The 24409-nt window shown below is 71.6% G+C and carries 25 protein-coding genes, 1 pseudogene and 1 riboswitch; of the genes and pseudogenes, 15 read left to right on the forward strand and 11 right to left on the reverse strand.

All coding sequences use genetic code 11. The features are described 5' to 3' along the window. Positions 1–65: 65 nt before the first annotated feature. Positions 66–1211, reverse strand: coding sequence for an ADP-ribosylglycohydrolase family protein (locus tag HD601_RS07785; RefSeq protein ID WP_184820754.1), 1146 nt, complete (start codon positions 1209–1211; stop codon positions 66–68). Between the two features lie 133 nt (positions 1212–1344). On the opposite strand from HD601_RS07785, the gene HD601_RS07790 reads away from it, so the two are divergent. Next, entirely contained in the window at positions 1345–2496 is a 1152-nt protein-coding gene (locus HD601_RS07790; protein WP_184820756.1) for an ADP-ribosylglycohydrolase family protein, read from the forward strand. A 205-nt stretch (positions 2497–2701) separates the two neighbouring features. On the opposite strand, the gene HD601_RS07795 is transcribed toward HD601_RS07790, so the two are convergent. The 3 genes from HD601_RS07795 to HD601_RS07805 are packed head-to-tail and all read right to left on the reverse strand — an operon-like array spanning position 2702 to position 7469. Continuing rightward, complete coding sequence (locus HD601_RS07795) at positions 2702–3964, reverse strand: Nramp family divalent metal transporter (protein ID WP_184820758.1); 1263 nt, start codon at positions 3962–3964, stop codon at positions 2702–2704. 5 nt (positions 3965–3969) lie between these two features. After that, a complete protein-coding gene (locus HD601_RS07800; protein WP_184820760.1) occupies positions 3970–4956 on the reverse strand; it encodes a ribonucleotide-diphosphate reductase subunit beta in 987 nt (328 codons plus the stop codon). A gap of 14 nt (positions 4957–4970) precedes the next feature. After that, positions 4971–7469: a ribonucleoside-diphosphate reductase subunit alpha gene (locus HD601_RS07805; protein ID WP_184820761.1), complete on the reverse strand. Its 2499-nt coding sequence runs from the start codon at positions 7467–7469 to the stop codon at positions 4971–4973. 188 nt (positions 7470–7657) lie between these two features. Further along, positions 7658–7881, reverse strand: a riboswitch (cobalamin riboswitch). Positions 7882–8066: 185 nt separating this feature from the next. Here HD601_RS07805 and HD601_RS07810 point away from each other — a divergent pair. Then, entirely contained in the window at positions 8067–9029 is a 963-nt protein-coding gene (locus HD601_RS07810) for an EamA family transporter (protein WP_184820763.1), read from the forward strand. Between the two features lie 113 nt (positions 9030–9142). Here the strand turns inward: HD601_RS07810 and HD601_RS07815 are convergent, their stop codons facing one another. Both HD601_RS07815 and hisC read right to left on the reverse strand, forming a co-directional pair. Further along, positions 9143–10537 (reverse strand): helix-turn-helix domain-containing protein, encoded by a 1395-nt coding sequence (locus tag HD601_RS07815; protein ID WP_184820765.1) that lies wholly within the window; start codon positions 10535–10537, stop codon positions 9143–9145. 303 nt (positions 10538–10840) lie between these two features. Continuing rightward, a complete protein-coding gene (hisC, locus tag HD601_RS07820; RefSeq protein ID WP_184820767.1) occupies positions 10841–11911 on the reverse strand; it encodes a histidinol-phosphate transaminase in 1071 nt (356 codons plus the stop codon). Positions 11912–11966: 55 nt separating this feature from the next. Between hisC and HD601_RS07825 the strand changes: the two genes are divergently transcribed. The 7 genes and pseudogenes from HD601_RS07825 to HD601_RS07850 all read left to right on the forward strand — a co-directional run bounded on the left by HD601_RS07825 (position 11967) and on the right by HD601_RS07850 (position 16344). Further along, positions 11967–12341: a phage holin family protein gene (locus tag HD601_RS07825; RefSeq protein ID WP_184820769.1), complete on the forward strand. Its 375-nt coding sequence runs from the start codon at positions 11967–11969 to the stop codon at positions 12339–12341. A gap of 197 nt (positions 12342–12538) precedes the next feature. Then, the gene (locus HD601_RS07830; RefSeq protein ID WP_184820770.1) at positions 12539–12976 is read left to right on the forward strand and encodes a hypothetical protein; all 438 of its coding nucleotides are present in this window, start codon (positions 12539–12541) and stop codon (positions 12974–12976) included. A gap of 11 nt (positions 12977–12987) precedes the next feature. Then, a complete protein-coding gene (locus HD601_RS07835) occupies positions 12988–13524 on the forward strand; it encodes an arsenate reductase/protein-tyrosine-phosphatase family protein (RefSeq protein WP_184820772.1) in 537 nt (178 codons plus the stop codon). A 67-nt stretch (positions 13525–13591) separates the two neighbouring features. Continuing rightward, positions 13592–13879, forward strand: a pseudogene (locus HD601_RS35505) (fructosamine kinase family protein); the annotation flags it as partial. Positions 13880–13961: 82 nt separating this feature from the next. After that, a complete protein-coding gene (locus HD601_RS34655; RefSeq protein ID WP_343076489.1) occupies positions 13962–14372 on the forward strand; it encodes a fructosamine kinase family protein in 411 nt (136 codons plus the stop codon). Positions 14373–14494: 122 nt separating this feature from the next. After that, the gene (locus HD601_RS07845) at positions 14495–15571 is read left to right on the forward strand and encodes an ABC transporter ATP-binding protein (protein WP_184820774.1); all 1077 of its coding nucleotides are present in this window, start codon (positions 14495–14497) and stop codon (positions 15569–15571) included. Continuing rightward, entirely contained in the window at positions 15568–16344 is a 777-nt protein-coding gene (locus HD601_RS07850; RefSeq protein ID WP_184820776.1) for an ABC transporter permease, read from the forward strand. The genes HD601_RS07845 and HD601_RS07850 overlap by 4 nt, the downstream gene beginning before the upstream one ends. Positions 16345–16356: 12 nt before the next feature. Here the strand turns inward: HD601_RS07850 and HD601_RS07855 are convergent, their stop codons facing one another. After that, positions 16357–17010 (reverse strand): SIMPL domain-containing protein, encoded by a 654-nt coding sequence (locus tag HD601_RS07855; RefSeq protein WP_184820778.1) that lies wholly within the window; start codon positions 17008–17010, stop codon positions 16357–16359. A 14-nt stretch (positions 17011–17024) separates the two neighbouring features. Further along, on the reverse strand, positions 17025–17660 hold the full coding sequence (locus HD601_RS07860; protein ID WP_184820780.1) for a VOC family protein: 636 nt from the start codon (positions 17658–17660) through the stop codon (positions 17025–17027). Positions 17661–17868: 208 nt separating this feature from the next. On the opposite strand from HD601_RS07860, the gene HD601_RS07865 reads away from it, so the two are divergent. Continuing rightward, on the forward strand, positions 17869–18144 hold the full coding sequence (locus HD601_RS07865; protein ID WP_184820782.1) for a GNAT family N-acetyltransferase: 276 nt from the start codon (positions 17869–17871) through the stop codon (positions 18142–18144). A gap of 6 nt (positions 18145–18150) precedes the next feature. Here HD601_RS07865 and thiE read toward each other — a convergent pair whose 3' ends face one another. Then, positions 18151–18801 carry a thiamine phosphate synthase gene (gene thiE, locus HD601_RS07870; RefSeq protein WP_184820784.1) on the reverse strand — a complete coding sequence of 217 codons (651 nt, stop codon included), beginning with the start codon at positions 18799–18801 and terminating at the stop codon, positions 18151–18153. Between the two features lie 138 nt (positions 18802–18939). On the opposite strand from thiE, the gene thiO reads away from it, so the two are divergent. The 4 genes from thiO to HD601_RS07890 all read left to right on the forward strand — a co-directional run bounded on the left by thiO (position 18940) and on the right by HD601_RS07890 (position 21770). Then, entirely contained in the window at positions 18940–20082 is a 1143-nt protein-coding gene (gene thiO / locus HD601_RS07875) for a glycine oxidase ThiO (protein ID WP_221440692.1), read from the forward strand. Further along, positions 20079–20303 (forward strand): sulfur carrier protein ThiS, encoded by a 225-nt coding sequence (thiS, locus tag HD601_RS07880; RefSeq protein ID WP_184820794.1) that lies wholly within the window; start codon positions 20079–20081, stop codon positions 20301–20303. The genes thiO and thiS overlap by 4 nt, the downstream gene beginning before the upstream one ends. Before the next feature lies 1 nt (position 20304). Next, positions 20305–21114: a thiazole synthase gene (locus HD601_RS07885; RefSeq protein ID WP_184820795.1), complete on the forward strand. Its 810-nt coding sequence runs from the start codon at positions 20305–20307 to the stop codon at positions 21112–21114. Positions 21115–21179: 65 nt separating this feature from the next. Further along, a complete protein-coding gene (locus tag HD601_RS07890; protein WP_184820796.1) occupies positions 21180–21770 on the forward strand; it encodes an HAD-IA family hydrolase in 591 nt (196 codons plus the stop codon). Here the strand turns inward: HD601_RS07890 and HD601_RS07895 are convergent. Together HD601_RS07895 and HD601_RS07900 are read right to left on the reverse strand one after the other, a co-directional pair. Then, positions 21758–23425: a SulP family inorganic anion transporter gene (locus tag HD601_RS07895; protein WP_184820797.1), complete on the reverse strand. Its 1668-nt coding sequence runs from the start codon at positions 23423–23425 to the stop codon at positions 21758–21760. The two genes, HD601_RS07890 and HD601_RS07895, sit on opposite strands and share 13 nt — an antisense overlap. Further along, positions 23422–23763: an ArsR/SmtB family transcription factor gene (locus tag HD601_RS07900; protein ID WP_184820798.1), complete on the reverse strand. Its 342-nt coding sequence runs from the start codon at positions 23761–23763 to the stop codon at positions 23422–23424. Before HD601_RS07900 ends, HD601_RS07895 begins: the two co-directional genes overlap by 4 nt. Before the next feature lie 127 nt (positions 23764–23890). Between HD601_RS07900 and HD601_RS07905 the strand changes: the two genes are divergently transcribed. Continuing rightward, a complete protein-coding gene (locus tag HD601_RS07905; protein ID WP_184820799.1) occupies positions 23891–24409 on the forward strand; it encodes a DinB family protein in 519 nt (172 codons plus the stop codon).

Genomic DNA, 24409 nt, shown 5'->3' on the forward strand with positions numbered 1-24409 from the left:
TCCTTGAGAGCTATCGATCACGGCAGAGTGCGGGGGCGCCGGCTGCGGGTCCGAGTGGCGTCAGATCACGACGCGACGCGGCCGAGCTGGCGGCTGAGCTGGGCGAGGTTGCCCTGGACGGCCGCGTACAGGCCGTCCGCGGTCTCCTTCGGGGTGCGGGTGGAGACGGTGTACGGGTCGGTGGCCACCTGGGCGGTGATGGTGGGCTCCCAGTCGGCGGGCAGCGCCCCCGTGCCACGCAGCGCGGCGCAGAGCGACCCCGCCACGCAGGCCCGGCCGTCGGTGTCGCGGCCGAGGTTGACGGCGGCGACGACGGCCTCGTACGGGTCGGCCCGGCTGATGTTCACGGCGGCCAGCGCCGTGCCGAGCGTCTCGACCGGCCACAGGATCGTGCGGCCGGCGTACTCGTCGTCGAGCAGGCCACGCAGGTTGCGCCAGTCGCCACCCGCGGGGACGTGCTCGAGGATGTGCTCGATCTCGGCGCGCGGCAGCGGCGAGAGCCGGGCCAGCGCGGCGTCGATGACGGTGTCCGCGGTGGCGTCGGCGCTGAGGCCCTCGGCGATGCCGGCGGCGACGGCGGACGCGACCTCGAGGGCGTAGTTGCCCGGGACGCCGCTCTGGTCCTTGAGCCGGCCGACGTCGAGGGCGTCGGCGGCGGCCTGGGCCGGGTTGCCCGCGTTGACGACGCCGACGGCGGCCATCATCGCGGTGACGCCCCAGGCGCCCGGGAAGTAGGCGAACTTGCCGATCTCCCACGGCGGGACGCCGGCCTTGGCGGAGTAGTAGATGACCTGGTCCTGGCCGCCGAGCAGGATGCCGAACTTCGACGGGTCGATGTCGCGGACCCAGATCTTCGCGACGTCCTCGACGGTGACCCGGCCGCCCTTCTCGATGACGGCGGTGACGGTGAGGCGGTGCCGCTCGTGGCCGTCCTCGCTCATGCCGGGCGGGCGGTCGTGCACCTGGTAGGTGTTCGGGTAGCCGCGGACCACCGGCAGGTTCGGGAACTTGTCCTTCCACTTGTCCGGCTGCGGCAGCATGGTCGTCACGAGGCCGAACTGCTCCTCGATGTCCTTCCAGTGCATCACCTCGGTGACGTCACCCATCGAGTGGCCGACCGTCGCCGCGATCTCGACCGCGAGGATGCGGTCGTAGAGGCGGCCGTCGTTCGGAGTGTCCTGCTCACCGTCGGACTGTGCGTGCGGCGCCATGTCCCTCCCGGTCGTCGTCGGCACGGGTTCCCATCCACTGCGGAGCTCCATGGCGGTGGATGGTATTCCACATTCTGTACTCTGGTCAACGCATCCCCGCGCTTCTCACCCCGACCCAACCGGGAGGACATCAATGCCGACGTTGTTCGAGAAGATCTACGGAGTCGAAGCCGCCACCACCATCGCCAACTCCATGGGCGACGTGCTCGAGGGCCTGACCTGGTTCGAGATCGAGGAGAGATACGGGCTGGTCACCGAGTTGCTGCCGCAGCCGAACAAGTGGGGCAGCCGGCCGGTCATGGGCATCAGCGCCGACGAGAACGGCCCGGCCCGCATGCCGCAGGAGTGGGGCAACGACTTCGTCTGGTACCCGCACGACCGGCCGCCGGGGCAGAGCGAGGACGGGCACGAGCGGCACCGGCTCGCCGTCACCGCGATCATCGAGAAAGGCGGCCGGGTCACCGTCGAGGACGTCGCCCGCATCTGGATGCGCGACATCGACCCGGCGAAGTTCGGCTACCTGCTCGGCCCGCAGGACCAGGTCATCTACTATGCGCTCAAGGCCGGTGTCTGGCCGTGGGAGTCCGGCCGGTACGCCACGTTCCCGGGCATGATCGGCACCTCGAAGATGATGATCGCCATCGGGACGGTGAACGCCTGCGACCCGCGGCAGGCGGCCCGCGACGCCCTCGACGTCGGGCGCATCAAGGACGTCCGCGGCCCGCGCGACAACTACTCGCTCGAGGTGGCGGCGGCCATCGCGGCCGGCACGGCGGAGGCGCTGAAGCCGTCGGCCACCGTCGACTCCGTCCTGGCGGTGGCGCTGGAGCAGCTGAGCCGGGTGCCGCGGCGCGAGGTCGAGACGGCGCTGGGCTGGGCGCGCGACGCCGCCGACTGGCGCGACCTGCGGCCGAAGTTCCAGGACAAGTACCTCGGCCACTGGATGTCCGACGCTGTCGAGATCCTGTCCGGCGGCGCCGCGATCTTCCAGATCACCGGCGGCCACGTCGAGGACTCCATCGTCCAGGCGGTCAACCTGGGCCGCGACACCGACTGCCGCGCCTACATCGCCGGCGGCTGGTCGGCGGCGATGCGCGGCATCGACGCCGTCCCGGAGCGCTGGCTGAAGACGGTGACCGAGCAGGTCGCGACCGACCCCTACACCGTCTCGACCCGCACCCCGCTCGAGAGCGCCACCGGTCTCTACGAGGCGGTCCAGAACGAGCTGCGCCTCGCCCGGACCCGCGTCGCCGACCTCGAATCCCTCGGCGCCGCCCCGGAATGATCACGTTCACCACGGAATCCCGTGCCACACCAGGCCTGCAGGCCTCGTGATGCACGGGATATCCGGGTGATGTGGCCGAGCCGGCGCGGGCAATCGCTTTCCAGCTGCCCTTCGTCGACGTCACGAGGGTTACCCGCGCTTCACCACGATCGCAGGCCTGGTTCACCACGGGATTCCGTGGTGAACGTGATCATTCCCGGCGGGGTCAGCCGGTGATGGTGAGCGCGAGCAGGGCGACGTTGAGGGCGACGACCACGGCGCTGACCAGCACGGCCAGCGCCGTGGTCAGCCGCGAGTTGGCCCACCGGCCCATGACCGACGACTTCGCCGTGACGGAGACCAGCGGGATGATCGCGAACGGGATGCCGAACGACAGCACCACCTGCGACAGCACCAGCAGCCAGGTCGGCTCGGCGCCGGTCAGCAGGATCGCGACCGCCGGCACCAGCGTGACCAGGCGCCGGAGCAGCAGCGGGATGCGCCGCACCAGCAGGCCCTCCATGATCACCGCGCCGGCGTAGCAGCCCACCGACGTCGACGCCAGGCCCGACACCAGCAGCCCGACGGCGAACAGGGCGCCGATCGCCGTGCCCAGCCCGGACTCGACCGCCGCGTGGGCGCCGGCGATGGTGTCGGTGCCGTCGACCCCGCGCAGCGACGCCGCGGCGACCAGCAGCAGGGCGATGTTCACGCTGCCGGCCACCAGCATCGCGACGCCGACGTCGGCCCGGGTCGCCTTGAGCAGCCGGCCGACGAGGCCGGGCTCCGGCGTGGCGCCGAACCGGTCGCGGGCCAGTGCCGAGTGCAGGTACACGACGTGCGGCATGACCGTCGCGCCGAACATGCCGGCCGCCAGCAGCACGGTCTCGGTGCCCTCGAACCTCGGGGTCAGCCCGGAGACGATGCCCGACGGCGACGGCGGCTCGACGAACAGCCCGGCCACGAACCCGACGGCGATGACCAGCAGCGCCGTCGTGACCACCCGCTCGAACGCCCGCTGACCCCGTCCGTTCTGGATCGTCAGCAGCGCCATGGAGGCCACGCCGGTGATGACGCCGCCGAGCCAGAGCGGCAGCCCGAACAGCAGGTTCAGCGCGATGGCCCCGCCGACCACCTCGGCGATGTCGGTGGCCATGGCGACCACCTCGGCCTGCAGCCAGTACGCCAGCCGCCCGCCGCGGGGCAGCCGGTCGCGCAGCACCTCGGGCAGCGACGAGCCGGTGACCACGCCGAGCTTCGCCGACAGGTACTGCACCAGCCCGGCCATCGCCGTGGCCATGACCAGCACCCACACGAGCAGGTAGCCGTAGCCGGCGCCGGCCGAGAGGTTGGTCGCGACGTTGCCGGGGTCGACGTAGGCCACCGCCGCCACGAACGCGGGACCGAGCAGGCCCAGTCCCGCGCCGGGCAGCCGGGTAGGCGGCCCGTCCAGCCGGTCCGGACGGCGACGCCGCACCCGTACGTACATGGGTCCTATCCTCCGCTGGCTCGGGCGTCGACCTCGTAGCTGGTGTTGATGGACTCGAAGAAGTTCACCAGTTGCAGCGTGTCGTTGGCAGTCGCCATCCACTTGGCGGGATTGGCGACCTTGTAGTGCGGCTCGAAGCCGAGCTCCTCGAGCCGCCGGTCGGCCAGGTACCTGACGTACTGGTTGATGTAGTCGGCGTTCATCCCCAGGATCCCGGTGGGCAGCAGGTCGCGGTTGTACTGCTCCTCCATGGCGACACCGTCGAGGATCATCTGCTCGATCTCGGCGGCGAACTCCGGCGTCTGCAGCTCGGGGTTCTCGTCCAGCACGGTGAGGACGAGGTTGATGCCGAACTTCAGGTGCAGGCTCTCGTCGCGCACGATCCAGTCGATCAGCGAGGCGAAGTTGCGCAGCAGGTTCCGCTGCCGGAAGCTCAGCGCGACCATGAACCCGCTGTAGAACCAGATGCCCTCGAGCACGATGTTGTACGCGACGAGGTTGCGGACGAAGTCCTGCTTGCCCTCGACGGTCGTGATGTCGAGCGTCTGCTCGGTCATCCGCTTGATGTAGCGGACCTCGAACTCCTCCTTCGCCACCATGGACGGCACGCTGACGTGGGCGGCGTAGGCCTGCTCGCGGTCGATGGGGAACGTCTCGAGGACGTATTCGAAGGCCATGACGTGGTTGGCCTCCTCCCACATCTGCTTGGCGAGGTACAGGTGCGCCTCGGCCGCGCTCAGGTACGGGTACACCCCGAAGGCCAGCGCCTTGTTCACCAAGAGTTCATTGGGGTTGAAATAGCTCATGAGGAACGTCAGCGCGTGCCGCTCCTCGTCGGACATCTTCTTGAAGTCGGCCATGTCCTCGCCGAGCTGGACCTCGTGCGGGAACCAGGTGTTCGCGACGGCCTGGTTGTACAGCTCGTACGCCCAGGGGTAGCGGACCGGCTTGAGCAGCAGGCCCTCCTGGATGCCGGTGCCGAGAATCCTCATCGTCTGCTCCCCGCTCACTGGCACGACTCGCACTGCAGGCGTTCCTGCGGATCGACGGGGCAGGCGTCCGCCTCCGGCTCGCTCACCACGGGAAGGGCCTGCGGTGCGGTCCGGACGGCGGTCCGAGCCGCCCCGAAGCCACGCCGAGGACCGCTCGGCGCAGAACCACTACCGTTCAGCGCTTCGGCTTTGTTGACCCGGACGGTGCTCTGCTCGGCGGTGTGCCGCGGCTTGACGTGCAGGTAGTACGTGGTCTTGACGCCCTTGGCCCAGGCCGTGGCGTAGATGTCGACCATGTCGCCGATGTCGCGGGTCTCGAGGTACATGTTGCGGCTGATGGCCTGGTCGATCCACTTCTGCGCCCGGGCGGCGACCTCGATGAACGCGTACGGCGAGAGCTGGAACGACGTCTTGTAGATCGCCTTGAGGTCGGCGGGCACGGCGTCCAGCGCGGACACGTCGCCCTGGGCGCGCAGCAGGTCGTCGCGCACCTGCTCCCACAGCCCGCGCGCCTTGAGGTCGGCCACCAGGTTGCGGTTGACCTCGAGGAACTTGCCCGAGCTGGTGGCCCGGCTGAACAACTGGGAGAACTGCGGGTCCAGGCCCGGCGTCGTGCCCGCGACCAGGCCGATCGACGCCGTCGGGGCGATCGCCATGAGCGTCGCGTTGCGCATGCCGCCGCGGACCTTGTCGCGCAGGACGTCCCAGTCCAGGCGGCTGGAGCGCGTGACGGTGATCGGCACGCCGCGCTCACGCTCGGCACGGTCGACGGTGTCGATCGGGACCAGGCCGCGGCTCCAGCCCGAGCCCTCGAAGTTGGCGTAGGCGCCGCGTTCGCGGGCGAGGTCGGCGCTCTGGTCGATGGCGTGGTAGCTGACGAACTCCATCAGCCGGTCGATGAGGTCGTAGGACTGCTCGCTCTCGTACGACCAGCCCAGCCGCTCGACGACGTCGGTGAAGCCCATGACGCCGAGGCCGACGGCGCGGTTCAGCTCGTTGGAGCGCTCCGACTCCGGCACCGACGAGATGGTGATGTCGATGAGGTTGTCGAGCTGACGGACCGCCAGCCGGACGCTCTCGCGCAGCCGGTCCCACTCGATGCGGCCGTCGGCCAGGTGCGCGGACAGGTTGATCGAGGCCAGGTTGCAGACGGAGATGTTGTCGCGGTCCTGCGGCAGCGTGATCTCGGTGCACAGGTTCGACAGGTGGATGGTGCCGGTGTTGTCGTTGAGCGCGCGGTTGTTGATGGTGTCCTTCCACGTCAGCCAGGGGTGCGACGTGGTCTGCAGGGCGACCAGGATGGCCCGGAACTGCTCGCGCGCCTTGATCTTCGTGAACGCGCGCAGCTCGCCGGCCTCGGCCGCGGCGACGTATTCGGCGTAGCGCCGGCTGAAGGCGGCGCCGTAGAGCTCGGGCAGGTCCTGGACCTCGAGCGGGTCGAACAGGTACCAGTCGTCGTCGTTCGCGACGCGGGTCATGAACTCGTCGGAGATCCAGACCGCGGTGTTGGCGGTGCGGACCCGGCGATACGGGTCGCCGGCGTTCTGCTTGAGGTCGAGGAACTGGCCGAAGTCGAGGTGCCAGTTCTCGATGTAGAACGCCAGCGCGCCGAACTTCTTGCCGCCACGCGACACCGCCCGCAGCGTGGAGTCGATGGTGTGCATGAACGGGATCGGGCCGGTCGAGACGGTGTTGTTGCTGCGGATCGGCGAGCCCTCGGCGCGCAGCTTCGTCACCGACAGCCCGATGCCGCCGGTGCCCTTGGTCAGCCACATGACGTCGCGCACGCTCTTGGCGATGTGCTCGATGTCGTCCTGCATCTCCATGACGAAGCAGTTCGACAGCTGCGCATACGCCGTCCCCGCGTTGACCAGCGTCGACCCGGCGGCCAGGTAGTCGAGGCGGGACATCTTGGCGTAGAACCCGATGGCCGCGGCGGTCGGGTCGTCCTCGTTCAGCGACAGGCCCATGGAGACGCGCATCCAGAAGAACTGCGGCACCTCGAGCCGGTGGCCGTCGCGGTCGTTGATCATGTAGCGGTTGCTCATGGTGACCGCGCCGATGTACTTCAGCAGGTCGTCGCGCGACGGGTCCAGCGCGGCGGCCAGCCGGTCGAGGTCGAAGCGGGTCGCGAGCCGTTCGTCGAGGAGCCCGGCGGCCACGCCCTCCGCCACGTAGCCGGGGAACCTCTGACGATGCAGCTCGGCGAGCTGGCCGGGGGTCTCGTAGTCGCCCAGGACCCGCTTGTACACCGTCTTCAGCAGCACGCGGGCCGCCACGGTGTCGAAGGCCGGGTCGTCGCGGACGTTCTGCAGCGCGACCTGGATGACGGCCTCGTCGAGCTGCTGGCTGCTGATGCCGTCGAACAGGGTGATCTCGAGTTCGGACTGCAGCTGCGTGACGCGGGCGACCTGGTTGTCCAGGCCCGCGCTGGCAGCCTCGATGGCCCGGGCGATCTTGTAGCCGTCGTAGGGCTCCACCGACCCGTCGCGCTTGACGACGTTGACGCTCATGCTCTCTCCTCGCGAGCTCGGCTGGCTCGGTCCACGGCCGTCGAAGGCGGGGAGGCAAGGAGAGATGCGTCGCCGGCGCCGCGCCGGGTTCGTCGGGGGTGCTGGTGGCGCCCCCGGGCGCGGCGGTGAGTACGTCGTCGTATCGTCCCCTGGCCCCTCCCTCGGGAGCCGCGGACCACCGCACGCGTAGGACGTGCGGTGCGCTGGCAGGTCTTCGGACTCACGGGCGCGGAGGCCACCTGGCTGATGGCGTTCCATCTACTGGCCGTCGCTTCCCAGGCCGTGGGGCCCAGTGCTTCGTGACGGCGGTCGTTCCCGTTCACCGCTGCGGGGCAGTCCCGGACTCACACCGGGTTCCCTCTTGCCTCCGCCGATCTGGATGACCGGCGGAACCAGCTGCAAGAGTCACACTATCTGGTAGTTACACAGATGCAAGTCACCTACATCTAGTGTCTCGCCAGCCGGTCGCCCACACCGGGACACATGCGACACCGGCGGTTGTCCCGATGTCGCACCGACATGGCCGAAACTCGCTGTCGCTGCTGGCTCGCGATCCGTCACAATGAGCGTCGTCAGGACTCACATAGGGAGACACTCATGACTCAGGCCCCCGCGCGGCCGGCGATGATCTGGGCCGCGCTGATCGTCGTCTACGTCGTCTGGGGCTCGACGTATCTCGCCATCCGCGTCGTGGTCGAGGCCGACATCCCGCCGTTCCTCGGCATGGGGCTGCGTTTCCTGTTCGCGGGCGTCATCATGCTGGGCTACCTGTGGCTGCGGCACGGCACCGAGCGCATCCGCATCACCCGGCGCGAACTGCGCGGGGCGGCGGTCATGGGACTGCTGCTGCTCGTGCTCGGCAACGCGATGGTCGCCGTGGCCGAGCAGACGGTGCCCAGCGGGCTCGCCGCACTGGTCGTCGGCGCCATCTCCCTGTGGTTCGTGCTCCTGCAGGTCGCCGGCGGCGAGCGGCCGCCCGTGCTCACCTGGATCGGCGTGCTGGTCGGGCTGGCCGGGGTCGCGGTCATCTGCCTACCCCGCGGCGGCATCGAGGGCGTCGAGGCCTGGGGCATCGGCATCCTGCTTTTCGGCACCATCTCGTGGGCGTTCGGGTCCTACTTCTCGCCGCGGCTCGGACTGCCGCGCAACGCCCTGGTGGCCTCGGCGTACGAGATGCTCACCGGCGGCGTGCTGCTGATGGTGGTGTCGGCTGCGACCGGCGAGTTCGGCGACCTGCACGTGGCGGAGGTGCCGGCGAAGGGCTGGCTGGCGCTGGCCTACCTCGTGGTGCTGGGCTCGCTGCTGGGCTACACCGCGTACGGGTACCTGCTGGCCAACGCGCCGCTGTCGCTGGTCGGCACCTACGCCTACGTCAACCCGGTGGTGGCGGTGATCCTGGGCTGGGCGATCCTCTCCGAGCCCGTGACGGCCATCGTGCTGGGCGGCGGAGCGCTGGTGGTCGGCGGCGTCGTGCTGGTGGTCAACGGCGAGCGCGCGTCGGCGAAGGCGCGGCGCGCGGAGAAGGCGCCCGAGCCGGCCCCCGACGAGGCCATGGTCTGAGCGCGCGGCGGAAGCCGCCCCCGGACCCGTCCCTGGACGGTCCCCGGACATGGCGAAGGCGTGAGCGGCGACTCTGCCGCTCACGCCTTCACACGTCGTGCGTGGGACGAACCTCAGGCGGTGGTGCCGACGTACTCGCCCACCGAGGCGGTCTCCTCGTCGACCAGGGTGGCGCCGACGTACGGGCCGACGCGCACCGAGCGCAGGGCCTTGTCGTAGGCGTCCATGGCCTCGTCGATGCGACCGAGGTCGCGGTAGAGGTCGGCCAGCTCGCGGTAGGCACCCGCCGCCACGCGCGAGGCGTGGACGGCCTCGAGGGCCGAGGCCGCGTGCGCCGCCTCGCGGATGCTGGCGTCGGCCTCGCCCTGCGCCCGCAGGATGCGCGCGAGGGTGAGCCGGGCGTCGGCGGCCGCGACCGGGGAGTTGCCTTCGAGCTCACGCAGCGAGGTCTCGACCGAGGCGCGGGCCTCGTCGAGGCGGCCCAGCCGCAGCAGCGCCTCGCCCCGCTTGATGTGCAGGTTGCCGACGTCGACCTTGCTGCCGTGCTTGTTGATGCTGTCCTCGACGTTGTCGAGGATCTCGAGCGCCTGCTCGGCCTGCGGCTCGCGCGACTGCAGCAGCAGCCAGGCGTAGGCGACCTTGAGACGGGCGAGGTTGCGGAGGTCGTCGCCCTCGCCGAACATCGCCAGCGCGCGGTCGACCAGGTTGAGCGCCTGGGCCAGCTCGCCGCGGGACTCGGCGATGAGCGAGGCGTTCCAGTAGGCGGCGCCGCGGGTGTGCGGCGTGCCCAGCGAGTCGGCGGCCTCGACGAGCTCCGCGGCCAGCGCCTGCGACCGGACGATGTCGCCGCGGCCGTGGTAGGCGCCCAGCACGTTGCAGCCGAGCCGGATGTACTCGTCGGTGCCGTCGAGACCGAGGCCCGAGGCGGCGCGGCGCGCCTCCTCGCCGATCTGGATGGCCATGTCGAAGTCGCCCGCGTGCGCGTAGCAGCGGGTGAGCGCGATGGCGACGTCGAGCCAGGGCTGGACGGCGGGCGTGTCGCGCGCCTCCTCGGCCAGCTCGCTCAGCAGCTCGATGGCGGCCTCGAGGTCGCCGAGGCGCTCCTTGGCCAGCGCCCGGCCCAGCCGGGCCACGCGGCTCTGCTCGTCGTTGAGGCCGGCGTCGCCGACCAGGATGGTGAACTGCTCGTACGCCTCGCCGGCGCGGCCCTCGCGCAGCGCCATCTCGGCGCGGCCGAGCGCGAGGCGGGCCTTGGTGCGGACGGAGGCGTCGACGCCGTCGCGCAGGTACTCGACGTCGATGCGCAGGCGCTCGGCGATGTGCGAGAGCGCGGAGGCCGCCGGCTGGCGGCGGCCGCTCTCGACGAGCGAGACGTAACTGGGGGACAGCATGCCCTCTGCGATCTCGGCCTGGGACAGGCCGAGCTCCAACCGGCGGGATCGGATACGCTGCCCGACGGGCGTCGGGACCGGCGCCTCGTCCTCTGTTGCTGGCTGGTCTACGGTCATGACAGTATTGGACTACAGCGAGTCATGTTTTTCCAGTCCAAATTCCGACTTTAGGGAGATCGATCGAGGTGAGGGGCGCCAAGAGGATCCTGGTCGCGATCATGGCCACACTCGCTCTCACGTTCGTGGCAGCTCCGATGGCCGGCGCGGCGGAAATGCAGCCCCGCAGCCCTGTCGACTTCTGCTGTTGAGGCACCACCCATAGCCGCACAGACGGTGTCCGGCGTCTCGCCCCCCGAACGCTGGACACCGTCTGTGCTTCTGTTTCCCCAGCATTCGGGGAACTTGGCAGGAACGACGGCGTCAGCGTGCCCGCCAGTCAGCGGCCAGTCGAATGAGCCTGTCATTGGCCTCCGGCTCGGCCACCGTCACCCGGCAGCCCTCGCCCGCGAAGGGCCGGACGACCAGCCCCGCGCCCTCGCAGTACCGGGCGAAGTCGACCGTCCGATCACCCAGGTCGAGCCACACGAAGTTGGCCTCGGTGTGAGGAATCTCCCATCCCTGCGCGACCAGTTCGTCGCGCACGCGGGTGCGCTCGGCCACCAGGACCTCGACCCGCTCGAGCAGCTCCGCCTCGCGCGCGAGTGACTCGACGGCCGCCCGCTGGGCGATGCCCGAGACCCCGAACGGCACCGCCGTCTTGCGCAGCGCGTCGGCCACGTCGTCGTGCGCCACGGCGAAGCCGACCCGAAGCCCGGCCAGGCCGTACGCCTTCGAGAACGTCCGCAGCACGCACACGTTGCGGTGGTCGCGGTAGAGCTCGAGCCCGTCGGCGGCGTCGGGGTCGCGCACGAACTCGCGGTACGCCTCGTCGACCACCACCAGGACGTCCTCGGGGACGCGGCGGACGAACTCGGCGAGCTCGTCGCGGTGGACGGCCGTGCCCGTCGGGTTGTTCGGCGTGCAGACGACGACCAGCCGGGTGCGGTCGGTGATGGCGTCGGCCATGGCGGCGAGGTCGTGGCGCGCCCCGGGCGCCAGCGGCACCTGCACCGCCGTCGCGCCGGAGATGCCCACGACGATGGGGTAGGCCTCGAAGGAGCGCCAGGCATAGACCACTTCGTCGCCCTCGGTGGCGGTGGCCTGGACGATCTGCTGCAGCACGCCGACGCTGCCGGTGCCGGTGGCGACGTGCTCCGGCGGCACGCCGAACCGGTCGGCCACGGCCGCGACCAGGCCCGTCGCGAACATGTCCGGATAGCGGTTCATGGACTCCGCGGTGGCCGTGACGGCCTCGAGCACGCCCGGCAGCGGCGGGTACGGGTTCTCGTTCGACGAGACCTTGAACGCCTGCTCGGCACCGGCCTTCGCGGCGGCCGGCCGGCCCGGCCGGTAGGACGGGAGACCGTCGAGAGCCTTGCGTATGCGCACCATGCTCGGCACGATAGCCGCTCCCGCCGAGGGCCCCGGATGTGTACGCTCGGCAGCCGTGACGTCCTTCATCATCCGCCTGCTGGTCAATGGGTTCGCCCTCTGGGTGGCCACCCAGATCGTCGATGGCGTGACCATCAGTTCTGACAGCACGTCAAGCGAGGTTCTGACCTTGCTTGTCGTGGCCTTGATCTTCGGACTGGTCAACGCCTTCATCAAACCAGTGGTCCAACTCTTGTCATTGCCGCTGCTCGTGCTGACGCTCGGCTTGTTCACATTGATCGTCAACGCGTTCATGTTCTGGCTGACCTCCGCCATCGCCGACGTCCTCGACGTGCCCTTCCACGTCGACGGGTTCTTCTGGGAGGCCGTGCTGGGAGCCCTGGTGGTCTCGTTCGTCAGCTGGATCCTGAATCTGTTGTTGCCCAACTGACGAACGGAGCACCGCCCGTCGTCCGTCCGTCGTATCGGGGTGGGCCTTAACGTCAACTTGATACGACCCTTCTTCCGCTGGGCCGATGTTTGACGTACCTTTGGCCTAGCATCCTCTGCACGACGGATAGGCGCCCGTTTCCACGGGTGCTACGGGGGTTCGTTGTGCCCTGAACTCAGTGTGGGCATGGTGAACATATGACGATCGGCTACGGCCCCGTCGGTTCGGTTTTGAACGAGCAACCTCCTTCGGGCCATCAGCGCGCCCGGCACCCCGGCGGCGGCATGTCCGCCCCGCGGCCGGAACGGCTGGCGGTGATCACGCCTGCGGGGTATCCGGAGCCGGACACCAACCGGCACGCGCTGGTGGGCTCGATGGTCTACGAGGTCGTCTACGACGATCCGAACGGCAACCCCATGCTCGCCTTCGCCGACGGCCAGTGGTTCGACGTCACGTCCTTCGCTCCGCGCCCGGTGTCGGTCCGGCACGCGCTGCGCCGAGACCCCGCGTGGTCCGGCGCCGTCGTGCAGACCATCTGCCTGTGGATGCGCAGCAACCCCAACCACGAGCGGTCCTTCGATCTGGCCACCGAGCTCGCCTTGGCCGTCGGGGAGCTCGCGCGCCAGCGCCGCTGAGGCGCGCGGCCGTGACCGATCCCACCCGCCCGTACCGCGTCTGCGTCGTCTGCGCCGGCAACATCTGCCGCTCGCCCATCGCCGAGTTCGTGCTGCGCCGGCGGCTCGACGACGCGGGGCTCGGTGACCTCGTCACCGTCGACTCCGCCGGCACCGGCGGCTGGCACTCCGGGCAGCAGGCCGACCCGCGCGCTCTCACGGCGCTGCTGGACCACGGGTACGACGGCGACAGCCACCGCGCCCGGCAGTTCCGCCGCGAGTGGTTCGACGACGTCGACCTCGTGCTCGCGCTGGACCGCGAGAACTTCGCCGATCTCAGCGCCCTGGCGCCCGACGACGACGCGCGCGCCAAGGTGCAGCTGCTGCGCGGGTACGACGCCGACGCCGTGGCCGGCGACGACACCGACGTGCCCGACCCCTACTACGGCGACGCCGCCTCGTTCGAGCAGGTCCTGGTCATGATCGAGCGGGCCGCCGACGGCTTCGTCGCCGCGGTCCGGCAGGAGATCGAGCTCGACGTGCCGGGCGGTGAGCCCAGTCGACACTGAGCATCTGCACACGCTGCTGGGCACCGCCGTCGAATCGCTCACCCCGGTCGGCGGCGGTTCCATCTGCGTGGCCCATCGCGCGGTGCTCGACGACGGCCGCACCGTCTTCGTCAAGGCCCGCGACGGCGCACCGGCCGGCTTCTTCCGCACCGAGGCGCACGGCCTGGAACGGCTGGGCGGCGCGCGCGACGGCGTCCCGGTGCCGCGGGTGCTCGCCTACGACGACCGCTGCCTGATCCTCGAGTGGATCGCCACCGGCGTGCCGTCCGCCGCGGCCGCCGAGCGGTTCGGCCGCGCGCTCGCCGCCACCCACCGGGCCGGAGGCGACGTCTTCGGCTGCGCCGACGGCGACGGCTGGATCGGCAGCCTGGACCTGCCCGGCGGGCCGTGGAAGTCCTGGTCCGACCTGTGGGCCTACGGCCCGGCTCGAGCCGTACCTGCGCGCGGCCCGCAAGGCCGGCACCGTCGACAAACGCACCGTCGCCGACGTCGAGAAGGTCATCGCCGAGCTCCCTCGGCTGGCCGGTCCGGCCGAGCCGGTGGCGCTGATCCACGGCGACCTCTGGGCCGGCAACGTCCTGTGGACCGAGCGCGACGCCCACCTCGTCGACCCCGCGGCACACGGCGGGCACCGCGAGACCGACCTCGCCATGCTCACGCTGTTCGGGCTGCCGCACCTCGACCGCGTCCTGGCCGCCTACGACGAGGCCGCGCCGCTGGCGCCCGGATGGCGCGAGCGGACGGCGCTGCACCAGCTGCACCCGGTGCTCGTCCACGCCGTCCTGTTCGGCGGCTCGTACGGCGCCCAGGCCGGCCAGCTGGCCCGGCAGGCCCTGCGCGCCGGCTGAGGACCGGTTCGCGGGGGAATCGCCCTCCTCCTGAGGTCGGACACGCACGTTCAGCAGTGCGAATGAGCTGGTCCGGCCCCGCGAACCGATAGGTTCGCAGGCGACCGACCATCAGGAGAAGCATGATCACCGCCCAAGGGCTCTACAAGAGATACGGCGCGAAGGTCGCCGTCGACCATCTGTCGTTCGAGGTGCGGCCGGGTATGGTGACCGGCTTCCTCGGACCGAACGGCGCCGGCAAGTCCACGACCATGCGGCTGATGCTCGACCTCGACAACGGGGGCGGCGAGACGCTGTTCGACGGCCGGCGCTTCGGGACCATCCGCCATCCCATGCGCGAGATCGGCGCGGTGCTGGAGTCCAAGGCCTTCCACCCCACCCGCACCGCCCGCAACCACCTGCGCATGCTGGCCGCGGGCAGCGGCATCCCGTTCTCGCGGGTCGACGAGGTGCTCGAGTTCGTCGGCCTGACCGAGGTCAAGAACAAGAAGCCGAAGAACTACTCCCTCGGCATGGCGCAGCGCCTCGGCCTGGCCCAGGCGCTGCTCGGCGACCCGAAGACGCTGATCCTCGACGAGCCCGCCAACGGCCTGGACCCCAGCGGCATCCACTGGCTGCGCACCGTGCTCAAGTCGCTGGCCGACCAGGGCCGGACGATCTTCGTCTCCAGCCATCTGCTGTCCGAGATGGCGCTCATGGCCGACCAGCTCGTCGTCATCGGCCGCGGCACCATGATCTACAACGGCGACGTCGACGGCTTCGTCCGCAACTTCACCCAGGCCACCGTCGTGGTGCGCTCGCCGAACGCGGCGCAGCTGGCCACGCTGCTGCGCCAGGTCGACGGCGTCACCGTCGAGGAGCTGACGGACCAGCATCGGCACTCCGGGGCAGCGGCGCCCGACGGACAGGCCGTCGTCGCGGCTCAGGCCCCGGCGGCGTCGCCCGGCCTGAGCGTGTCCGGCATCGAGACCGCCGCCGTCGGCGAGCTCGCCTTCCAGAACGGCATCATGCTGCACGAGCTCTCGACCCAGACCGCCTCGCTCGAGACGGCGTTCATGACGGCCACCGGCGAGTCGGTGGAGTACCGGGCGCACGATCTCGACGAGACACCGCCCGCCGGCCCGCAGGACGGTCCGCCCGCGGCACCGCCGGTTCCGCCGTCGCAACCCGGTGGCCCCACTCCGGGAGGTGCGGCATGAGCAGCGCGCTCCGCTTCGAGTGGGTGCGGTTGCGCACCCTGCGCTCGACCTACTGGCTCATCGGCATCGGGCTGCTCATCACCGCCGGCGTGGCGTTCATCATCGCCTACGCCACCCGCAACGAGCCGCTCGACGCCGACATCGCGGCCCAGGTGCTCACCGGCGGCGCCGACTTCGCCACGTTCATCCCGGTGTTCATGGCGATCATCGGCATCTTCTCCACCGGCCACGAGTACCGCCACGGCACCATCCAGCCGACGCTCACGGCCATCCCGCAGCGCTCGCGGCTGCTGCTGGCGAAGATCATCATGGTGGCGATCTGCTGCGTCGTGGTGGTCGCGCTGTCGCTGGCCATCAACCTGGTCATCGGCATGATCTTCTGGGGCGAGACGCCGTCGTTCGGCGAACCGCTCGACCAGGTCATTCCCGGCTACTTCGTGCTCGTCATCCTGTACGGCATCTGCGGGCTGGCGCTCGCTCAGCTGTTCCGCGGCGTGCCCAGCGCGATCGTGGTGCTGCTGGTGACGCCGCTGCTGGTCGAGGGGCTGATCTCCGGGCTGTCGCTGGTGCCGGCGCTCGACTGGCTGCAGCCGGCGCTGAAGTTCCTGCCGTTCTCGGCCGGCTCGCGGCTGCTCGCCACGGGTCCGTACGAGGCGAACGGCGGGCCGGAGTTCGACTACCTGAGCCGGTGGGAGTCCGGGGGCGTGTTCGCCGCGTTCGTGGCGATCATCCTGGCCATCGCCTGGTACCTGTTCAAGAAGCGCGACGCCTGACCGGCGCCGTGCTCAGGAGCCGCTGAAGTCGGCGGTGACGGTGGCCGTGATCTCGATCTGCTCCGGGCGCATCGAGACCACGGCGCCGCCGGCGTCGGCGGCCATGCGGGCGAACCGGGGCGAGCCGCCGTCGTACACGGGCTGGGTGTGCGGCCGCAGCCCGGGCTCGAACAGCGCGACGACCTCGACGGTGGCGAAGCCCAGCTCGGCGGCGTAGGCGGCGGCCCGTTCGCGGGCGTCGCGCACCGCCTCGGCCCGCACCTCGCGCTCGGCCTCGCGGCGCCGCTCGTCCGTCAACTCCCACTCGACGCCGTCGACGACCACACCGTCGACGGTGCCGGTCTCGGTGACCCACGCGGACAGCGCCGTGAAGTCGGTGAACCGCACGGCCACCCCAGCGGCCGCGACCTGGAACGTCTCGCTGACGTCGGAGTCGCGCAGGTAGCGCTGGACGGTGGAGACGTAGAGCTGGTCGGCCGACCACCGCGTGGCCGCGCCGGCCGCCACGTGCCGCTCGGCGTCGGCGGAGAGCCGGGCGTGCAGCTCGGCGACGACGGAGACGACGTCGGCCGACCGACGCGCCTCGGCCGTGGCGCGCAGGTGGACGGTGCCCCGCTCGGCGGGCAGGAGACGCTGGGCGGTCCCGGCGACCGTGATGGTGACCATGCGCTCATTGTGGCTCAGAGAGTGACCTCGCCGTGGGCCGTTCGGAACCGGACGGAGCGCACGCCCGGCCCGCCGTTCGTGGGCAGCCAGCGCACGTCGACGTCGTCGAGCGGGTGGTCCTCGGGCTCGCCGAGCCAGGCCGTCACGAAGTGCGGGTCGCCGGCGATCTCGAGGCTGACCAGCTCGACGTCGTGGCCGCCCTTCGACGGGTGCTCGGCGGGGTCGGACTCCCAGTGGACGAAGAACGGCAGCTGCGGATCGTTCATCAGGCCCATGACGCCGATCTGCCGCCACACGAGGTCGAACCCGTCGGGCCGCACGCGGTGGCCGTCGACGGCGGGGCGGCCGAGCCGCTCCTCGACCGGGGTGAGGTCGTCGACGGCGACCACCCAGCCGAGCCAGCCGCCGCCGGCCTCGGAGCGGGTCTTCACCGCCTGCCCGAACGGCACCTTGTCGACGGCGGGGTGGTCCAGGGCCGCCACCACCTCGAGGTAGTGGCCGCCGGCGAGCGGGAGCACCCGGTTGCGGGTGCCGAACCGCGGGTGCAGCCCGCCGTCGACGAGCTCGACACCGAGCTCGCCCGCGAGCCGTTCCGCCGTGGCATCGAGTCCGTCCGGTCCTGCGGCGTACGAGACGTGATCGAGGCGCATCCCCGCATCGTGGCAGTCTCCGGACCGGTTTGGCGAACCGGCTGGCGCCCGCACCGTGCCACCGCCGAGTCCGGGGGGTGCGTTACGGTTGCAGATCGGTGATCACCTTCGAATCGGGAAGATCCGGTACGAAGGGTCACCCGCACCCGATAGAAATGATCAAGCACCGTCTGTGGCATCGATCCAGCACCCCTGGAGGCGACTGCGCGTGAGCATCGAGATCACCAGGACCGCCCGCAGCTACGCCGCCTACCTGGGCGGAACCCGGGTCGGCGAACTCACCTACTCCCGCCGCGACGACGAGATCGTGGCGCTGCACACCGTCGTCGAAGAGGCGGCCGAGGGCAAGGGCGTCGGCGGCGCGCTGGCCCGGGCACTCCTCGACGACGCCCGCGAAGGCGGCCTCAAGGTCGTCCCCCAGTGCCCGTTCGTGGCCGCATACCTCGAGCGGCACCCCGAGTACACCGACCTCGTGGCCGGCTGAGCTCGACTACTCCCGCAGGGCCGCCCGCAGCCGGCGGGCGGCACCCTCGGGATCGTCCGCGGCGGTGATGGCCCGCACCACGACCACCCGCCGGGCGCCCGCGTCGACGACCTCGCCGACGGTGCGCTCGTCGATGCCGCCGATGGCGAACCAGGGTGTGACGGGCGCCGTGGCGGCGACCGCCCGGACCGTGTCGACGCCGACCGCCGGCCGGCCCTGCTTGGTGGGCGTGGGCCAGACCGGCCCGACGCAGAAGTAGTCGACGTCCGGGTCCGCCTCGGCCACGGCGGCCTGCTCGACGGAGTGCGTCGAGCGGCCCAGCAGCACGTGCGGCCCGAGCAGCCGCCGGCTCGCCGCGACCGGCAGATCCTCCTGGCCGGTGTGCAGGATCGCCGACCCGGCCAGCTCCGCGAGGTCGGCGCGGTCGTTGACGGCCACCAGCGCGCCGTACTGCGCGGCCACCGACGCCACCAGCGGCTGCAGCTCGAGCTCGGTGCGGGCGTCCAGCGTCTTGTCGCGCAGCTGGACGATGTCGACGCCGCCGGACAGCGCCGCGCGCAGGAAACGCTCGAGGTCGCCGCGGTCGCGCCGCGCGTCGGTGCACAGGTACAGCCGGGCGTCGGCCAGCCGCCGCGTCCGCTCGGGTCCGGAGGTCACACGCGGAGTCTGCCACGGCCTCGTCGGAGATGAGGGGTACGGTGGAAGGGCACGGGAGCCCTGGCGGCAGGGCTGAGAGGGCCAGCGGGCCGACCGTCGAACCTGAACTGGGTCATGCCAGCGGAGGGAGCGATCAGGGTGAGTGCGTCCGTCGACGTGGCCGTCGTCGGCTGCGGCATCATCGGCGCCGCCGCCGCATGGCGCCTCTCGCAGCGGGGACTCACGGTGACCTGCTTCGACCCTGCCCCCGGCGACGGCGCCACCCACGCCGCCGCGGGCATGCTGGCCGACGTCACCGAGGCGGAGTTCGGCGAGGACCGCCTCACGGCGCTGAACGTGGCCTCGGCGCGCGCCTGGCCCGACTTCGCCGCCGAGCTGTCCTCGGCCACCGGCGCGGACCTGGCGTTCCGGCGCACCGGCACGCTCACCGTCGCCTACGACTCCGGCGACCGGCAGCAGCTACGCCGGCTGCTGTCGTTGCGCCGTGACCTCGGCCTGCCCATCGAGGAGATCACCGTCGACGACGCCCGCGGGCTGGAGCCGCTGCTCGGCCCGCGCATCGCCGGTGCCACCTGGACGCCGGACGAGCACCAGGTCGACCCGCGCCGGGTGCACGCGGCGCTGCTGGCCGTGCTGGCGGACCTGGGCGTGGCGGTGGTCCGCCGCCGCGTCACGGAGCTGCAGCTGACGCCGTCGGGCACCGTCAACGGGGTGGTCGACGAGACCGGCGAACGGCACCCGGCCGGGTCGGTGCTGCTGGCGGCCGGCTGGGCCAGCCGCGAGCTGACCGGGGTGCCGACCCGGCCGGTCAAGGGGCAGTTGCTGCGGCTGGACGCGTCGGGGCAGCCCGGGTTCACGCTGAGCCGGGTGGTCCGCGGCTTCGTCCAGGCCCGCTCGGTGTACCTGGTGCCGCGGGCCGACGGCGAGGTCGTCGTCGGCGCCACCAGCGAGGAGCAGCCCGACGACCGGCAGGTCACGGCGGGCGGGACGTTCGCGGTGCTGCGCGATGCACGGGCGCTGGTGCCCGGCATCGACGAGCTGCCCGTGACGGAGCTGACGGCGCGGGCCCGGCCGGGCAGCCCCGACAACCTGCCACTGATCGGCGATTCGGGCATACCGGGCCTGGTGCTGGCGACCGGCCACTATCGCAACGGCATCCTCCTCGCGCCGCTCACCGCGTCGGTGCTCGCCGCTCGGTACGGTGCGGGAACGGTGCCCGAGTGGGCCACGGCGGCGGACCCGAGCCGGTTCGCCGCGACTGTGACGGGAGGACCCACATGACCACGGTGGTGACGGTCAACGGCGACATCGTCGCCTTCGACTCCGACGCGACGCTGGGCGACGTCGTGCTGCGCACCATGACCAAGCGCGACGGCACGTTCAGCGACCGCGGCATCGCCGTCGCCGTCAACCAGATCGTCGTGCCCCGCACCGACTGGCCGGCCACGATCCTGCAGCCCGACGACAAGATCGAGATCATCACCGCCGTCCAAGGAGGCTGACATGTCCGTCGACCACGCCCTCGCCACCACCGACGACCCGCTCGTCATCGCCGGCGTCGAGCTGTCGTCGCGGCTCATCATGGGCACCGGCGGGGCGCCCAGCCTGCTCGGCCTCGAGGCGGCGCTGCTGGAGTCGGGGACGGAGCTGACGACGGTCGCACTGCGGCGGGTGCAGGCCGGCGGCGAGGGGTCGGTCTGGGAGCTGCTGCAGCGCAACGGCATCCGCGCGCTGCCGAACACCGCGGGCTGCTTCTCCGCCGCCGAGGCCGTGCTGACGGCGAAGCTCGGCCGCGAGGCGTGCGAGACCGACTGGGTGAAGCTCGAGGTCATCGCCGACGACGTCACGCTGCTGCCCGATCCGGTCGAGCTGGTGTCGGCGGCCCGGCAGCTGGTCGACGACGGCTTCACCGTCCTGCCCTACACCAACGACGACCCCGTCCTGTCGCGCAAGCTGGCCGACGCCGGCTGTGCCGCGGTCATGCCGCTGGGTGCGCCCATCGGCACCGGGCTGGGCATCCTCAACCCGCGCAACATCGCCGCGATCGTCGCCGACGCCTCGGTCCCGGTCATCCTCGACGCCGGCATCGGCACCGCGTCCGAGGCGGCGCAGGCCATGGAGCTGGGGTGCGACGGCGTCCTGCTCGCCACCGCGGTCACCCGCGCCGCCGATCCCGTCCGCATGGCCCGGGCCATGCGGCTGGCGGTCGAGGCCGGCCGCGACGCCGCGCTGGCCGGCCGCATCCCCCGTCGCGAGGACGCGCTGGCGTCGTCGCCGGTCGGCGGGCGGGCCAATCTCGACCTGGCGATGTGACTGGTTTTGACGGGTATAGGGGTCCGGCTGTCGCCGGATGATCGTTCCTGGCACCATTCGTCCACATGGGTCTGATCGACGTCCTGCTGCTCGACCTCGACGGCGTGGTGCGCCATTACGACCCCGCGGCGACCGACGCCATCGAGAAGCGGTCCGGACTGTCGCCGGGGAAGCTGCACGAGACGGCGTTCGAGCCGCGGCTGCTGCAGCGGGTCGTCACCGGCGGCCTCACCCGGGCCCAGTGGGTCGACCACGTGGCCGCGGCCGTTGGGCCGGTGGCCGCCACCGCCTGGGCGACGCAGCGTCCCTCCGTCGACCGCGAGGTGCTGGCGACGATCCGCCGGCTGCGCGTCGCCGGCGTCAAGGTCTGCCTGCTCACCAACGGCACGGACCGCATCGGCGCCGAGCTGGCCGAGCTGCGCATCGCCGACGACTTCGACGAGGTCTTCAACTCCGCCGAGATCGGCGTCGCCAAGCCGGACCTGCGGATCTTCATGCACGTGCTGCGCGTCCTCGGGGTGCCGCGGTCGTCGGTCCTCTTCCTCGACGACTCCCAGGCCAACGTCCGCGGCGCGTCGGCGGTCGGCATGCGGGCGCACCTGTTCACGTCGGCGAGCGACCTCACCGACGCCTGCAAGACGTATCACCTGGCCTGAGCGCCCGCCAGCACCTCGTGTGCATAGCCGATCGCCTCGGGGGTCGTGGCGAAGACCCGCCCCTGGTCGCGCAGCCGCGAGATGACGCCCAGCCGGTCCAGCGGGCGGGCGTGGCCGCCGCGGAGCCCGGACACCAGCACGACGGTGTGCCGGCGTTCCAGGCGTTCGATGGCGTCCTTGAGCACCAGAGCACCGGTCGCGTCGACGGTCGTCACCCGCGACATCCTCAGGATGACGACCCGCACGTCCGCGACCTCGGACAGCTCGAGCAGGAAACGGTGGGCGGCGGCGAAGAACAGCGGCCCGTCCAGACGGTAGGCGACGACGTGCGACATCAGCAGCGCCCGCTCCTCGTCGCCGTGGCCGTCGGGGATGTCGTCGTGCAACGGCACCTGGTCGAGCCGGACGTTGCGAGCGACGGCGCGCAGGGCCAGCGCGCCCGCCACGACCAGGCCGAGGATCACCGCCTGCACCAGGTCGAGCGCGAGCGTGGCGGCCGCCGTCAGCACCAGCACGACGGCGTCGGACCGGGTGGCGCGCAGCATCGCCCGGACGGAACCGGCCTCGACCATGCGCACCGCGGTGGCCAGCAGCACGCCGGCCAGCGCGGCGAGCGGGATGCGGCCGACCACCGCCGCGGCCGCGAACACGACGACGGCGAGGACCACCGCGTGCGACAGCGCCGCCAGCCGCGACCCCGCGCCCGACCGCACGTTGACCGCCGTCCGCGCGATGGCCGCCGTGGCCGGGACGCCGCCGAACAGCGGCGTGGCCAGGTTGGCCAGACCCTGCCCGAACAGCTCCTTGTCCGAGTCGTGCCGCTGGTCGACGCTCATGCCGTCGGCGACGGTGGCGGACAGCAGCGACTCGAGTGCGGCCAGCGCCGCGACGGCGACGGCGGGCGCGAGCAGGTCCGGCAGCATCGCGGGGTCGACGAAGTCGAGGGACGGCGCCGGCAGACCCGCCGGCAGCGCGCCGATGCGGGCGGCGTCGAGCCCGGCCAGCTCCGCGACGGCGGTCGCGGCGACCACGGCGAGCAGCGAGAACGGGACGGCCGGGCGCCAGCGAGCGCCGGCGAGCATGACCGCGACGACCCCGGCCGCGATGCCGACGGCGGTCCAGTCCGGCGCGGCCGCGAAGTCGCGCACGGCCTCGGCCGCCACGAGGACCACGCGGTCGCCGTCGGGCACCGGCACCCCCAGCGCGGCCGGCACCTGCTGCAGCGCGATGACCGCGGCGATGCCGATGGTGAAGCCCTCGACCACGGGGGCCGGGACGTAGGCCATGTACCGGCCCGCGCGGCCGACGGCGAGGCCCACGAGGATCAGCCCGGCCAGCAGGCCGACCATCAGCACGCCGTCGGCGCCGTACTGGTGGACGATCGGCACCAGCACCACCGTCATGGCGCCGGTCGGCCCCGAGACCTGCAGGTTCGAGCCGCCGCAGAGCGCGGCCACGGCGCCCGCGACGACGGCGGTGGCGATGCCGGCCGCCGCGCCCAGTCCCGACGAGATGCCGAACCCCAGGGCCAGCGGCAGCGCCACGATCGCGACCGTCGCCCCGGCCAGCAGGTCGCGGCGGGGCTGGCGGCGCATGCTCGCGAGGTCGGCGCGGGTGGGCAGGACGGAGCGGAGCCGGGACCACGCCCGGCTCATCGGGCGGCGGCCTCTTCCTCTCGGAGCTCCTGCAGGAGTTCGCGCTGGCCGGCGAGGAGCTCGGTCAGGATGCGGCGGGCGGCGCGCAGCAGGTCGGCGACGTCGGGACCCGCCATGGCGTAGACCACCGTGGACCCTTCGCGGGCCGACGTGACGATGCCCGAGCGGCGCAGCACCGCCAGCTGCTGTGAGAGGTTCGACGGCTCGACGTCGATCTGCTCGAGCAGGTCGCGCACCGGCACCGGGCCGTCCTGGAGCAGCTCGAGCACCCGGATGCGGACCGGGTGGCCGAGCATGCGGAAGAACTCCGCCTTGGCGTGGTGCAGCGGGACCGGCATGAATCCATCATCTGCGAAATTGAAGAATTCTTCAAACCGTGATCGATGGGCGTGATCGGATCGGAATGCCGAACGTCCAGCCGCTGTCGGTGGGGTCCGCTACGGTCTGAGCCACGAGGTGAGGCCGATGACCGACGTCGACGCCGTGGTGCCGCTCACGAGGGTCGAACCGCCGCTGCGGGCAGCCGAGAAGGACGCACTCGTGCTGCGCCTCGACTTCCTGCGCGAGACCGTGGTCAACAAGGTGGCCGGGCTGTCCACCGAGCAGGCCACCACGGCCCCGGTGCCGCCCAGCACCCTCACCCCGGCCGGCATCGTCCGTCACCTCATGTGCGTCGAGCGGTGGTGGTTCGCGCTCGACTTCGCCGCCCTGCCCGACGTCCCCGACCCCTGGGGCGAGCACGACGCCGGCGGCTTCGACCTCGAGCCCGGCGAGACGCTCGCGTCCGTCGTGCGCACCTACCTCGCCGAGTGCGCGCGCTCCAACGAGGTCATCGCCGCCCACTCCCTCGACGACGTCGCGCGCAGCGAGGGCTTCGACTTCGACCTGCGCTACGCCGTCGTCCACCTGATCGAGGAGACCGGGCGGCACTGCGGCCACCTCGACCTCCTCCGCCAAGCCATCGACGGCGCCGTCGGCGAGTGA

Source organism: Jiangella mangrovi (assembly GCF_014204975.1).
Lineage (GTDB): Bacteria > Actinomycetota > Actinomycetes > Jiangellales > Jiangellaceae > Jiangella > Jiangella mangrovi.

What these genes read in the sequence shown, in the direction of transcription:
- HD601_RS07860 (WP_184820780.1), bottom strand. Translation starts at nt 17,660, where the DNA reads ATGCGCCTCGATCACGTCTCGTACGCCGCAGGACCGGACGGACTCGAT.
- HD601_RS07830 (WP_184820770.1), top strand. Translation starts at nt 12,539, where the DNA reads ATGACGATCGGCTACGGCCCCGTCGGTTCGGTTTTGAACGAGCAACCT.
- HD601_RS07905 (WP_184820799.1), top strand. Translation starts at nt 23,891, where the DNA reads ATGACCGACGTCGACGCCGTGGTGCCGCTCACGAGGGTCGAACCGCCG.
- HD601_RS07890 (WP_184820796.1), top strand. Translation starts at nt 21,180, where the DNA reads ATGGGTCTGATCGACGTCCTGCTGCTCGACCTCGACGGCGTGGTGCGC.
- HD601_RS07810 (WP_184820763.1), top strand. Translation starts at nt 8,067, where the DNA reads ATGACTCAGGCCCCCGCGCGGCCGGCGATGATCTGGGCCGCGCTGATC.
- HD601_RS07795 (WP_184820758.1), bottom strand. Translation starts at nt 3,964, where the DNA reads ATGTACGTACGGGTGCGGCGTCGCCGTCCGGACCGGCTGGACGGGCCG.
- HD601_RS07900 (WP_184820798.1), bottom strand. Translation starts at nt 23,763, where the DNA reads ATGCCGGTCCCGCTGCACCACGCCAAGGCGGAGTTCTTCCGCATGCTC.
- HD601_RS07885 (WP_184820795.1), top strand. Translation starts at nt 20,305, where the DNA reads ATGTCCGTCGACCACGCCCTCGCCACCACCGACGACCCGCTCGTCATC.
- HD601_RS07895 (WP_184820797.1), bottom strand. Translation starts at nt 23,425, where the DNA reads ATGAGCCGGGCGTGGTCCCGGCTCCGCTCCGTCCTGCCCACCCGCGCC.
- HD601_RS07845 (WP_184820774.1), top strand. Translation starts at nt 14,495, where the DNA reads ATGATCACCGCCCAAGGGCTCTACAAGAGATACGGCGCGAAGGTCGCC.
- HD601_RS07785 (WP_184820754.1), bottom strand. Translation starts at nt 1,211, where the DNA reads ATGGCGCCGCACGCACAGTCCGACGGTGAGCAGGACACTCCGAACGAC.
- HD601_RS07855 (WP_184820778.1), bottom strand. Translation starts at nt 17,010, where the DNA reads ATGGTCACCATCACGGTCGCCGGGACCGCCCAGCGTCTCCTGCCCGCC.
- HD601_RS07790 (WP_184820756.1), top strand. Translation starts at nt 1,345, where the DNA reads ATGCCGACGTTGTTCGAGAAGATCTACGGAGTCGAAGCCGCCACCACC.
- HD601_RS07815 (WP_184820765.1), bottom strand. Translation starts at nt 10,537, where the DNA reads ATGACCGTAGACCAGCCAGCAACAGAGGACGAGGCGCCGGTCCCGACG.
- HD601_RS07800 (WP_184820760.1), bottom strand. Translation starts at nt 4,956, where the DNA reads ATGAGGATTCTCGGCACCGGCATCCAGGAGGGCCTGCTGCTCAAGCCG.
- thiS (WP_184820794.1), top strand. Translation starts at nt 20,079, where the DNA reads ATGACCACGGTGGTGACGGTCAACGGCGACATCGTCGCCTTCGACTCC.
- hisC (WP_184820767.1), bottom strand. Translation starts at nt 11,911, where the DNA reads ATGGTGCGCATACGCAAGGCTCTCGACGGTCTCCCGTCCTACCGGCCG.
- HD601_RS07850 (WP_184820776.1), top strand. Translation starts at nt 15,568, where the DNA reads ATGAGCAGCGCGCTCCGCTTCGAGTGGGTGCGGTTGCGCACCCTGCGC.
- HD601_RS07805 (WP_184820761.1), bottom strand. Translation starts at nt 7,469, where the DNA reads ATGAGCGTCAACGTCGTCAAGCGCGACGGGTCGGTGGAGCCCTACGAC.